Origin of the sequence: Streptomyces sp. TM32 (genome assembly GCF_004122755.1) — a bacterium.
Classification (GTDB): domain Bacteria; phylum Actinomycetota; class Actinomycetes; order Streptomycetales; family Streptomycetaceae; genus Streptomyces; species Streptomyces sioyaensis.
On the sequence record NZ_SDIG01000032.1, the window covers coordinates 1 to 12,518 of the forward strand.

8 protein-coding genes are annotated in these 12,518 nt (G+C 71.8%); 7 read left to right on the forward strand and 1 reads right to left on the reverse strand.

From position 1 onward, the window contains the following. The first annotated feature begins 268 nt into the window (after positions 1 to 268). The 4 genes from EST92_RS10585 to EST92_RS10605 all read left to right on the forward strand — a co-directional run bounded on the left by EST92_RS10585 (position 269) and on the right by EST92_RS10605 (position 8,294). A complete protein-coding gene (locus tag EST92_RS10585) occupies positions 269 to 2,233 on the forward strand; it encodes a hypothetical protein (RefSeq protein WP_254068758.1) in 1,965 nt (654 codons plus the stop codon). Between the two features lie 41 nt (positions 2,234 to 2,274). Then, positions 2,275 to 5,715, forward strand: a complete 3,441-nt coding sequence (locus tag EST92_RS32105; protein WP_254068759.1) for a hypothetical protein — start codon at positions 2,275 to 2,277, stop codon at positions 5,713 to 5,715. 80 nt (positions 5,716 to 5,795) lie between these two features. Beyond that, positions 5,796 to 7,373: a hypothetical protein gene (locus tag EST92_RS10600; protein ID WP_129280691.1), complete on the forward strand. Its 1,578-nt coding sequence runs from the start codon at positions 5,796 to 5,798 to the stop codon at positions 7,371 to 7,373. Between the two features lie 27 nt (positions 7,374 to 7,400). After that, a complete protein-coding gene (locus EST92_RS10605) occupies positions 7,401 to 8,294 on the forward strand; it encodes a helix-turn-helix domain-containing protein (RefSeq protein ID WP_129280692.1) in 894 nt (297 codons plus the stop codon). Positions 8,295 to 8,325: 31 nt separating this feature from the next. Here the strand turns inward: EST92_RS10605 and EST92_RS10610 are convergent, their stop codons facing one another. After that, a complete protein-coding gene (locus EST92_RS10610) occupies positions 8,326 to 9,159 on the reverse strand; it encodes a class I SAM-dependent methyltransferase (RefSeq protein ID WP_129280693.1) in 834 nt (277 codons plus the stop codon). 252 nt (positions 9,160 to 9,411) lie between these two features. Here EST92_RS10610 and mshA point away from each other — a divergent pair, with 252 nt between their 5' ends. From mshA to EST92_RS10625, 3 genes are all read left to right on the forward strand, one after another. Continuing rightward, positions 9,412 to 10,782, forward strand: a complete 1,371-nt coding sequence (mshA, locus tag EST92_RS10615) for a D-inositol-3-phosphate glycosyltransferase (RefSeq protein ID WP_129280694.1) — start codon at positions 9,412 to 9,414, stop codon at positions 10,780 to 10,782. Further along, a complete protein-coding gene (locus EST92_RS10620; protein ID WP_129280695.1) occupies positions 10,775 to 11,278 on the forward strand; it encodes a YbjN domain-containing protein in 504 nt (167 codons plus the stop codon). Before mshA ends, EST92_RS10620 begins: the two co-directional genes overlap by 8 nt. Before the next feature lie 919 nt (positions 11,279 to 12,197). Beyond that, complete coding sequence (locus EST92_RS10625) at positions 12,198 to 12,482, forward strand: hypothetical protein (RefSeq protein ID WP_129280696.1); 285 nt, start codon at positions 12,198 to 12,200, stop codon at positions 12,480 to 12,482. The last annotated feature ends 36 nt before the right edge of the window (positions 12,483 to 12,518 follow it).

Here is a 12,518-nt window from a genome sequence, read left to right on the forward strand (position 1 = left end):
AACGTGGTGACCCACACCGACACCACACGCTACGGCAAGGCCGAGGCGACGGCCTGGGACCGCATGCACCCCCGCCGCCCGGCACCGCACCCGGTTCTTCGACCACCGCATCCCCTCCCTCTACGCCGGCCGGTACCGGATCGACAACCGGCAGATCCTCCGCGCCGTCGACGGCGCCGACCGCGTCATCGATGCCACGCCGCAGCCGTTCGACGTCGTCCAGCCGCGCTTTTCCGTCAGCCCGGCCGGCATCAACGCACGCTTCCCCGTGCCCGACGCCGTCGGCACGTACAGCCAGACCCTCCCGCACCTCAACCTCGACGCCCCCGGCCTGCCGTGGAGCCGCCGGCTCGGACCGGACCACCCGGGCGACGTCCCCTGGACGGCCTTGCTGTTGTTCCGGGAGGACGAACTGCCCGAGGACCGCGAGGCCGTCGGCACCGTCGCCGTCGGGACCGTGCGCGAGTACCTCGACGGCCAACTGGGCCCCGGCAAGACCCCCGTCCTGCCGCCGGAGAGCTTGCGGCCCGACGAGTACGACGAGCACTGTGCGACGGTCCTGGTCCCCGCGGCGCTCTTCGACGCGGTCGCACCGCTGCCCGTGGAGATGGGTTACCTCGCCCACGTCCGGGAGGGCGGTCCGCCCGACGCCACCCGCGCCGGGGACGACCCGGAACCGGACGAGAAGGAACTCAACGCGGTCGTGGTGGCGAACCGGTTCCCTGCCGCCACGGGCGGCCGGCACGTCGTGCACCTCGTCTCCCTCGAAGGCTTCGACGCGTATCTGACCGCCCCGGCCCCGTCCGAAGGCGTCCGGCTGACCTCCCTCACCTGCTGGACCTTCACCAGCGAGGCGGACTCCGGCGTCGGCTTCGGCGATGTCTGCCAGAACCTGGCCACCACCGACGGCAGCACTCCGCGCCCCGAAGCGGAGCTGCGGCTGCGGGTGCCGGCCGCCGCGCCGGACCGGCCAACGGCCCCGCAGCAAGAGGCCCTCGACCGGATGGCAGGCGGCGCCGTCGCGCTGCCGCAGCGCCTGGAGACCGGGGAGCGCACCGTCGCCTTCCACCGCGGCCCGCTCACCGCCCGGCCCGCCCACGAACTGCCCGCCCCGGCGGCGACCCGCCTGGAATCCCCCGGCGAAGCGCTCATCTACCTGGAGAAGTACGGGGTCTTCGACACCGCCTACGCCGCCGCCTTCACCGCCGGACGCGTCCTCGCGCTGGCCGATGACCGGTTCCGCAGCGCGCTGATGGCGTTCCGGTCCGCCGCCCGCACCGCCGTACGCCGCCTGGCGGCCCACCCCGAACTCGCCGACCGCGCCGCCGTGTCGGCCCGTTCGCTCACCGCGCCGCCGGCCTGCGCATCCTTCGACCGGATGCTGCTGGACGGCGACGGCGCCCGCTTCACCCGGGCGGTGGACGGGGCCGGGCCGGATCTGCGGGCCGGCCGGCGCCGGTCCCTCGCCACCGGCGTCCGCCGCACGCCCGCGGATCCGCGGGCGCTGCTCGCCGAGCCGGGCGTTGCCGAGGTCCTGACCCGCGCCGCCGCGGACGAGTTCACGACCGTGACCGGCTGGCTCGACCGGCTGCGGCGGCTGGAGATGCTCGGGCTGGAGCACCTGGTGCCCGACGACCGGGCCCTGCCGCCGGAGAGCATCCGTTTCGCCTACGTCGACCCCTGCTGGATCCGGGCCGCGGTGGACGGTGCCCTCAGCATCGGCGTCGGTCACGCGCTGGACGCCGATCTCAACGCACTGGCCACCACCGGCGGACCGGTCCCGGCCTGCGCGGTGCTGCTCCACTCGCACCTGGTCCCCGACTGGCCCCGCACCATCGTCACCGCCTACTCCGGCGGCACGCCCGTCGAACCGCTGCGCAGCGCCGTCTACGGCACCGACATCCAACTGCTGCTCTACCCCCGCCTGATCGACCGCTTCGAGCTGGCCGAACCGCCGCGCGGGATCTGCTTCGGCATCGGCGACGTCGGCACCATCGAGCTCCGCGAGATCAGCGGAGACCGCATCGGCTACCCCAAGGGCGAGTTCCCCCGGCCGGCCGGCTTCGGCCGCTTTCTGCGCCCCGGCGGCCGCGATGTGCTCAACGTCCACGGCAGCGGTGACGCCCTGGTGCCCGCCCTGTCCGCGGCGCACGGGGTGCCGCGGATCTCGTCCGCGCAGTTCGCCCTGCAGTTGATCAACGCCCCGCAGGTGCAGACCTTCTCCCGGCCGTGACCGCCACCCGCTGAGCGACGAACGAAAGGACCCACCGGACCATGTCCGTGGACACCACCCTGGTCGTACCGGTCGAGGTCGCCGCCCTGGCCGTCAACCGGCAGACCCGCGACACCGGCGACGAGCACGTGATCAACCGCTGGATCACCAACTACAAGGACATCGGCGACGGCGTCCCGCCCGAGCCGGAGCCCTTCTCCAGTCCCGAGGAATGGACCGGCCGCGAGGACCGGCTCGGCGTCTACCTCCAGTGGGAGCTCCCCGCCGCGCTCACCCGCGGCCGGCACGACGAGGAGGAAGGCGTCGGCGACTTCCCGCTCGTCCCCAACCGGTGGCTCGTCGTCCGCCACACCGACACCACCCGCGCCCTGACGGCGTGGGTCGTCGAGAGCGACTACCTCGACCCGATGGACGGCACCGTCTCCTTCCAGGACCCGGACAGCGCCGAACCGGCCGCCACGCTGATCGGCAAGTGCCACGAACTCACCGGCCCCTGGCGCGAACCGGCCACCGCGCACGCGCCCTTCCTCACCGCGATCGGCCCCGGTCTGCTCACCTTCTCCGTCTTCCAGCCGTACAACACGAACGTGTTCTCCCTGCACGACACGCTGGAGGGGGTGGCGGACACGGAGCGGCTGAGCTACTTCGTCGCCGGCTGGTACGCCGATCCGGACAGCGACATCCTCGCCGGAGCCGACGACCTCACGGCCCTCCTGGACCGCTTGCAGTGGACCAGACCCCCCGGTTCCGGCAGCGGCATCCGCACCTCCGTCTACACCGGAACCGTGCTCGGCCTGGACTGGGACCTCACCGGCCCGGTCCCGGAATCCGACTGCCCCCGCCGGGGCGACGTCACCGCCATCGTCGCCAACAGCGTCGCCGAGGCGGCCGCCGAGCTGGGGGCCCAGGCCGCCGGCGACGGAGCCTTCGACGCACCGGAGGCGGAACTCTTCCGCGCCTTCCTCCTCGGCGGCATCGACGCCCTCGACGAACGCGACCGTCCCGAGGCCGACATCCTCACCGACCGCCGCGCCCATGACACCGGCTTCGGCCCGGTCCCGGGCGGCTACCGCTGGTTCATCGGGGAACGCGGTGACGACCCCGGCCGCGCTCCCACCCCACCGGCCGCCCGCGCGGAAGAGGCGGCCACCGTCGCCGAACTCAACCGCAAGCAGGCCGAGCACGATGCCACCGAAGCCGCTCTCGACGCCGCCCGGGAACGCCTCTACCACCTGTGGTGGCTCAGCCAACTGCCGCGGCAGTCCGACGAGTTCCGCGACCGGATCGACGACGAACTCGACCTTGAGTACGCCGAGGGCGCCGCCGGCCAGGTCGCCGCCCTCGCCCGCCGGCTCGCCGAACAGCGCCGCACCGTGCCCTGGGGCAGGACCGAGGACGAGCTGGCCGCGCGGACGGCCGCCCTCTACCCCGCCCACGGTCCGCGCGCCGCCCGCCGGCTGATCCGCGTCCCCGCGCAGGACTACGACTACAGCGCCGACCCGGTCCTCGCCCTCGACGGCGCCCACCTGCACGCCCCGCTCACCCGGGACACCCCCCTGCCGTGCCGCACCCCCGAGCGACTGGTCACCCGCGCCTCGGGCATCACCACCGCCGACGTCGCCGACGTCGCCCGCCAGCTCGACCTCACCCACCAGCCCGCCTGCTTCCCGGCCCTGCTCAGCGAGTTCCTCATCCTCGACCGGGCCCTGAGGACCGGCGCGATCAGCGATGTCACCGGCACCCTGCCCGCCTACGGCACCACCGCCTGGCGCATGCCGTGGCAACCGCTGTACCTGCTGTGGAAGGCCGAGTACTTCCCGCTGCCGTTCCGCGAAGGCGACACCGACCACTGGGCGTTCATCGAGCGCTCCCGCTACCAATGGCAGGGCACCGGCGAACCCGGCACCCCCCTGGTCGTCTCCGGACGGCAGACGCTCGCCCCCGCCGCCGGGCACTGTCTCGACGGCGCCCTGGAGAGCTACGCCCGCCTCCGCGCCGGCCTCCCCGCCGACACGATGCGCCGGCTGCGCGCCGGCGCCCGAGGCCGTGACCTGCTCTCCCAGACCCTCGACGGGTTCGGCGCCGCCCTCGCCCAACGCCGGCCGCTCTCCGGTCTCCAGCCCACCGGGGAGACCGCCGCGCTCATCGGCAACGGCGACTACCCGCCACCGGACCCCGGCGGTCTGCCCGCCAGCGACTGGGACGAGTGGCCCCCCTCGACGTTCCAGGAACTGCGCGCCGGCCAGCTGGCCTTCCTCGACCTGGCCGTCGTCGACCGGTTCGGCCGCGCGGTCAACCTGATCGGCGACCCGAGTCACTTCCGGCCCGAGATGTCCCGCACCATGCGACCGGCCCACCCGGTCAGCGGCTACGACAGCGAACGCCTCGTCGAACTCGGCCCGCGGTTGCTCCAGCCCGCCCGGCTGCGCTTCGGCTTCCTGTCCGCCGCCGAGGACGACGACGTCGACCTGACCCCCGGTGCCAACCCCGTCTGCGCATGGCTGCTGCACAACCGCCTCGACAGATCCCTGGTCGTGTACGCGCCCGACGGCGCCGCACTCGGCGAACTGCGGGTGACGCTGAACGACGCCGGACGGCGCGAGGTCTCCTGGTCGGTGCTGCCCGGCTCGGAGGTGACCGACTTCGACCAGCTGCGGGACCGCTCGCGGCACGCGCACGCCCTGCTGGACGCGGTCCGGAGCCGTGGCCCGCAGACCTTCGACGCGTTCCGGGCCACGGTCGACCGGACCCTGGAGACCATCGACCCGGACGGCCCCGCCGACCCGGGCCTCGGCTTCTTCCTGGGCCGGCCGCTCGCCCTCGTCCGCACGCGGCTGACCATGGACCTGCACGGCCCGCTGCGTACCGATGTCAGCTGGCGGGCCCTGTTCGACCCGCCGCGGCAGGACCTGCCCGACCACCCCTGGGCGATCCGCCTCGGCGAGGCCGGACAGACCGACGACGGCCTCGTCGGATACGTCCTCGACGACGATTACGACCACTTCGAGACGGTGATCGACCCGGCCGGGGGCAGCGGCGAGTATCTGCGGCCGATCGGCGACGACCCCAGCCTGCACCTGAACTTCGGCGACCACCGCACCGCCGTCGCCACCATGCTGCTCGATCCGCGCGCCGCCGTGCACGCCACCACCGACATCCTCGCCACCCGGCGCGTCCTCGTCCCCCAGGAATTCACCGACCGGGCCGTCGCCCGGATGACGGTGGCCTTCCGTACCGGCCCCCTGCTGGCCGCCACCACCGGACTGCGGGGCGACCGGGACGAGGTCGAGGAAACCGTGCTCATGCCCACCCCGGCCGGAGTCGTGGGCACGTGGACCTGGACCGAGCGGCGCGGCGACGCCTGGGAGCAACTCCCCGTCCTCAGCCAGGACCAGTACGACCTGCCGCCGGCCCGGCCCGAGCTCCGCTCCGGCTTCCTCACCCTCGACGACGCCGCCGCGCACAGCCGCACCGACCGCTGAGACCGCATCACCACGCAGGCCGCGCCGCTCCTCTCCTCGGCAGCGGACGGCGCGGCCCCTGACGGTTGAAGGAGCATTCGATGAGCCTGGTTTCCCCGACCCGCACCGTAGACACCACCGCCAACGAACCCCTGCTGGCGTACACCGTCACCACCAGCCCGGACCCGTTGAAGGCCTCGCCGGAGAATCCCCAGGCGCCGGAGGAGACGGGAGAGCTCCAGATCGTCGGGTCACGGCACAGCGGTACGCCCGCGGACGTGCAATGGATCAAGGTCAAGGTTCCGGCCGGGCCGATGTCGCCGGACCTCGCCACGGACCTGGCCAAGGTCACCCCGCGGATCAGCCTGTCCGGCTGGACGGCCCGGCTGGACGCCGCCGCGAAGGAATTCGTCTTCTCCCCGTCGGCCGGCCATGCGCCGATCGGCCCGGAGACCGGATTCACCATTCAGCTGTCCGATATCCCGGTCAACCGGAAGGTCGGTACCTCGCCGATCACCGTCACCGAGAGTTCCCGCACCGGAACGAGCGCTTTCCAGTCCCGGGCCACCACATTCCACGTGGGCAAATTCCCCGCGGACTTCTACCTGCGCAACCTCATCTGCACGCCCCTCATCATCAACAACGGCGGCGAGGTCACCTTGACCTGGGAGCGCTCCGCCAACGCCACCTATGAGCTGCTGTACGGCGACACCAATCTGGATGTCACCAAGGACACCAGCAAGCGCATCACCAACGTGAAGTCGGATACCACGTTCTATCTGCGGGGCACCACAGGCGACGCCTCGAACCCCGTGGTGCGGATCCTGTCCGCCCAGGTATCCGTCATCAAGCCGGACCTGGAGATCGGCAACCTCACCGTCCACGGCACCACCCGGCTCAACGGCGCGACCACCACCAAGGACCTCACGGTCAATACCGCAAACACCCTGCACGTCCGGACCATCGAAGGCAGTGGTGCCTACGGGTCGCTCGCGATCGGGGGCCGGCTGACGCTCTCCACCGAGGGCCGCGAGGTCAATGTCCTGAGCAAATTCACCGTCGCCGGCACCACTCAGCTCAATGGGGCCACCACCACCAAGAACCTCACCGTCGATCCCGGGGCCGACGGATATCTCTGGCTCAAGACGGGCCGCCTCGACACCGCCGCGGGAACGAACCTCAATGCCTACGGCGCCGTCGGAATCTTCAAGAACAGCTCGCAGACGCTGCATTCCAACTACATCTCGTCCGGCTTTCGAGAAACCACGTACCGGGCGGATGGTGCCGGTTTCCTCACCGTCGTCCTGACGTGTCTGTCCTTCACGTCCAACACCGGCTGGCGAGAGCTCAATGCATACTTCGCCGCCAAGGCGACCACCGCCGGCGTGACACATACCATCGCCGTACCGCAAGTGACGTTCAGCGGTTCGCCGTCGGCGACGAACCAGATGTCCGTTCCCGTCGCAAAGGGCGGCACCGTCAAGGTGTCCCTCAACAACACCAAGCTCCCCAATGGCGCCGGGAACGGCTTCATCTCCGTGTACTGGACCCCGCTCGGCGGTGGTCCCAACCTGACGCAGGTGGCGGCTGCCGATATGCCGGAGGAGGACGAAACGGCTGAGGAAGAGGTCTTCGAGACCTTCACCGCGGACGCCGGCGCAAAGCCGTCGGAAGGGTGACGGGGCCGCGCGACGCATACTGGAACGATGCTGTACGCGGAAATCGAGATCGGCTCGTTCCTCAAGGCGCGCCGCGCGGCGCTCGACCCGGCCGAGCTCGGCCTGCCCGGCGGGGTGGGCCGACGCCGGGTGCGCGGGCTGCGGCGCGAGGAGGTCGCCCAGCTCGCCGGCATCAGCGTCGACTACTACACCCGGATCGAACAGGGCCGGGCGCACGCCATCTCCGACTCCGTCCTGGACGCCATCGCCCGGGCGCTGCGGCTGTCCGGCGGCGAGGTGACGTATCTGCGCAACGTCGCCGTGCCCCGGCGCCCGGGCGCCGTCGATTGCCGCCCCGCCGCCTTGGGCCCCACGCAGACCGTGCGCCCGGAGATCCGGCAGCTGCTGGACGCGATGGAGACCACGGTCCCGGCCATGGTCATCGGCCGCGGCCTGGACATCCTGGCCTGGAACACGCTCGGCGGCCGCTTCGCCTTCGACCTGGAGGCGCTCGCCCCGGACCGGCGGAACACCGCGCTGCTGGTCTTCCTCGACCCGGTGGCGCGGGCGCTGCACCCGGACTGGGAGGCGAAGGCCGTGGAGGTGGTCGGCAATCTGCGTGCCGACAGCGGCCGGCACCCCGACGACCCGCGGATCTGTGCGGTGGTCAATGAACTCCTCGACCACAGCGCGGACTTCCGGCGGCTCTGGGAGACCCAGGCGGTGTACGAGTGCCTGCGCGGCACCAAGCGGCTCCTGCATCCGCACGTCGGCGAGCTCGTGATCACCTTCGAGAGCTTCCGGCTGAGCACGGACCCCGACCAGTCCCTGGTGACGTACACGGCCCCGCGCGGGTCGGAGACGGAGCGCCGGCTGCGGGAGCTCGGGGCGCGGGTGGCGGAGGAGCAGCGGGCCATGGCGGCCGCGGGGGCGGACGGGTAGCTACGGCGGACGGCCGGCCGCCGCGGGGCGCTCAGCGCCTGGGGGCCAGGGCCTCCCACCGCACCGTGACCTCGCCCTGGCGGCGGCGCCGGGGGTCGCCGGCCAGCGGCCAGTCCGTGGCCAGAGCCTGGACGGCCGCGCGCCACCGCTGGCGGGCGCCCAGCGCGCCCAGCGGGGCGGCCGTGGCCCAGGCACGGTCGAAGTCCCGGAGGAAGGCATGCACCGCTTCGCCCGGGACATTGCGGTGTATCAGCGCCTTCGGGAGGCGTTCGGCCAGGTCGGAGGGTGTCCGCAGGGAGCCGAGCCGGGTGGCGAAGGTGACCGTGCGCGGCCCCTCGGGACCCAGCGCCACCCAGACGTGCCGCCGTCCTATCTCGTCGCAGGTGCCCTCGACCAGCAGCCCGCCGGGGGCCAGCCGCGCGCACAGCCGCCGCCACACGGCGGCCACCTCGTCCTCGTCGTACTGCCGCAGCACGTTCGCCGCCCGTATGAGGACCGGTGCCCCGGTACGCGGGCCCGGCAGCGGCACCTCGAAGCCGCCGTGGACGAAGTCCAGCCCCGGCCGCTTGTAGGACCGGGCGGCCTCGACCCGCGCCGGATCTATCTCGATGCCGACGACCCGGGCGTCCGGCCGGACCGTACGCAGCCGGCCGAGCAGCTCGACCGCGGTCCAGGGCGCCGCGCCGTACCCCAGGTCGACCGCCACGGGGTCGGCGGCGCGGCGCAGCGCGGCACCGTGTTCGGCCGCTATCCAGCGGTCCATGCGGCGCAGACGGTTGGGGTTGGTGGTCCCGCGGGTGGCGTTTCCGACGGGTCGGGACGGTGCGGAGGCCGGGGCGGCGAGGACGGAGGGGCGGCGGGCCATGCCGTCGAGAGTATGGGGTGGCCGGGAGCGGGCCGCCGCCGCGGTACCGCCGGCCACTCCGGCCGGCCGCGCCACCGAGGTGCTGGGCCGGCCCCTCCTTCCGACGAACCGCCCCGCGGTACCTCCGACCTGCCCTGAGTCACGCTTTGGCAAAGTATGGGTGAAGGGCATCGGACGGAAATGGATGACCGGGGTCTGTTGTTGGACGGGGTCGGAGGCGTGCCGCCCGCCCCGCCTAGGAGGTAGCTCGACGTGAGCCCATACGTGTCCCGGCTCCGCAGCCGTCCCCATGGCCAGTTCCCGGGCCAGGCCCGGCTGCGCCTGCCCGGCGCCACCCGCCGCCCGCGCCGGGTGGCCATGCTCAGCGTCCACACCTCCCCGCTGCACCAGCCCGGTACCGGCGACGCCGGCGGCATGAACGTCTACATCGTCGAGCTGGCCAGGAAGCTCGCCTCGATCAACATCGAGGTGGAGATCTTCACCCGCGCCACCACCGGCACCCTCCCGCCCGCCGTCGAACTCGCCCCCGGCGTCCTCGTACGGCATGTGGACGCCGGCCCGTACGAGGGCCTGGCCAAGGAGGAGCTGCCCGCGCAGCTGTGTGCCTTCACCCACGGCGTGATGCAGGCCTGGGCCGGCCAGCGGCCCGGCCATTACGACCTGGTCCACTCCCACTACTGGCTGTCCGGCCATGTCGGCTGGCTGGCCGCCGAACGCTGGGGCGCCCCGCTGGTGCACGCCATGCACACCATGGCCAAGGTCAAGAACGCCGCCCTCGCCGACGGTGACACCCCCGAGCCCGCCGCCCGGGTCATCGGCGAGACGCAGATCGTGCGCGCCGCGGACCGGCTGATAGCCAACACCTCCGAGGAGTCGGACGAACTCGTACGGCATTACGAGGCCGAGCCCGACAAGGTCGCGGTGGTCCACCCCGGCGTCAACCTCGACCGCTTCCGGCCCACCGGCGGTGCGGTCGCCGAGAGCCGGGCCGCGGCCCGGGCCCGTCTCGGCCTGCCGCAGGACGCGGTCATCCCGCTCTTCGCCGGCCGCATACAGCCGCTGAAGGCGCCCGACATCCTGCTGCGGGCGGTCGCCGCGCTGGTGAACGAGGACCCCTCGCTGCGCTCCCGCCTGGTGGTGCCCGTCGTGGGCGGCCCCAGCGGCAGCGGGCTGGCCAGGCCCGAGGGCCTGCAGAAGCTGGCCGCCCGGCTCGGCATCGCCGATCTGGTGCAGTTCCGCCCACCGGTTGGCCAGGAGCAGCTCGCCGACTGGTACCGCGCCGCATCCGTGCTGGTCATGCCCTCGTACAGCGAGTCTTTCGGGCTGGTCGCCATCGAGGCCCAGGCATGTGGCACCCCGGTCGTCGCGGCCGCGGTCGGCGGTCTGCCGGTGGCCGTACGCGACGGCGTCAGCGGCTTCCTCGTCGCCGGCCACGACCCCGCCGACTACGCCCGCGCCCTGGGCCGTTTCGTCGCGGACCCGGCCCTGCCCGCCCGGATGGGCACGGATGCCGCCCACCACGCCCAGTCGTTCGGCTGGGACACGGCCGCCGCGGCGACCGCCGAGGTGTACACCGCCGCGATGCAGGAGCGACGCCGTCACCTACGATCACCCCATGGCTGACGACGCGCGACAGGTGATCGAGGCGACTCTGGACGACGCCGGCCTGGAATGGGAGAGCCCCACCGACGGCACCTACGTCGTCAAACTCCCCGGCACCCGCAAGCTCTCCACGACCTGCTCGCTCATCGTCGGCAGGCACTCCCTCTCCATCAACGCCTTCGTCGTCCGCCACCCCGACGAGAACCACGACGCCGTGCACCGCTGGCTGCTGGAGCGCAACACCCGCCTGTACGGCGTCGGTTACGCCATCGACAAGCTCGGCGACATCTACCTCGTCGGCAAACTCCCGCTCGCCGCCGTCACCCCCGACGAGCTCGACCGCATCCTCGGCACCGTCCTGGAAAACGCCGACGGCAGCTTCAACACCCTGCTCGAAATGGGCTTCGCCACCGCCATCCGCAAGGAGTACGAGTGGCGGGTCTCCCGCGGCGAATCCACCCGCAATCTGGACGCCTTCGCGCATCTGACCCAGGGGCGCGGACGGTCGGCGGGCTGAAAGCCGCGGGCGGCCGGCGGACTGACAACGAGAAGTATCCGGAGGCCGGAAAACGAGAAGTATGGGGCGGGATATTCCACGCCCCATACTCCCGCTACCGAGAAACCCTCACGGCTCCCGGTCCAAGGCCCTAACCCAGGAAGTGCGTCACCAGGTTGGAAATGATCGGGCCGATGGCCGAGACGAGGGAGCTAACCCAGTCCATGTCCGTGTCCTTTCTGTGCAGGGATCGAACCGTGTGCTCAATCCCCAAAAACCCCTGTTCTCCATTCAGGCACCGCAATACGCACCGGGGCGCCACCGGGGTACGCAGAATCTGAACGGCCGATGTGCACCTCGGCCAGGAGTTGCCAGAACCGTAGCACCCGAATGTCGCCCTTTTGAAGCGCGTTCCGCCGATTTCCTTCGGGCGTTTCTTTCGGTAACACCGTGTATGCGACGCGTTATGCTTCCGCCCTCTCCTCAATAAATCCAGGCCCCTCGGCACCCCCTTTCTTAAGGATTCCTGAATTCCTGAAGAGGTCCTGAATTCCTGAAGGAATTCTGAAGGGTCCGGAAAAGCAAAAAAGGACCTGACACCGGATCGGCCGGTGGCAGCCAGGCGGCCAGGCGCGCAGGCGGGCGGGGCGGGGCGGCGACTGCCTCCGCGTCGGCGGACGCACCGGCCGCCGGGCCGCGGCGGCTCACGACACGTCAAACACCAGGAGCTCTCAGCGAACAAACCCGCCCCGGCCTGCCGTTCGGCCTGACGGGTCAATTACGCATGCAGTCCACCCGGAAAGCTCAGCTCGTCGCTCGTGGATGACGTGCTTGCGCGAGAAAACGTGGCATAAAGGCTGACTGTGGGTCATATCACTACTGTGAGTCAGATGGCCGACGCTGTGTCTCCCTTCGCAGTAGGCAGAAAGGAACATCTCCTATGCGCACTGCCCGTACCCTGTTCGCCTCCGCCGTCATCACCGCGGTGTTCGCGGTGACTCCGACCGCGTTCGCCTCCTCCGCGGTCGAGGGTCCCGCCACGGACAGTGGATCCTCGGTGGCGAGCACCCGCCACGACGATCGCTGGAGAGGTGACGACCACCGCTGGGGTCGCCACCACGACAAGTGCAAGCACCACCACCACCGGCGTCACCACCACCGCCACTACCGGCCGATCGGCGGCATCCACACCGGCGGCGGAGCGATGGCGCACACCTTCCGCTGAGCCGACTCCCTCCCGCTCGTGACCGACGGAGACGGG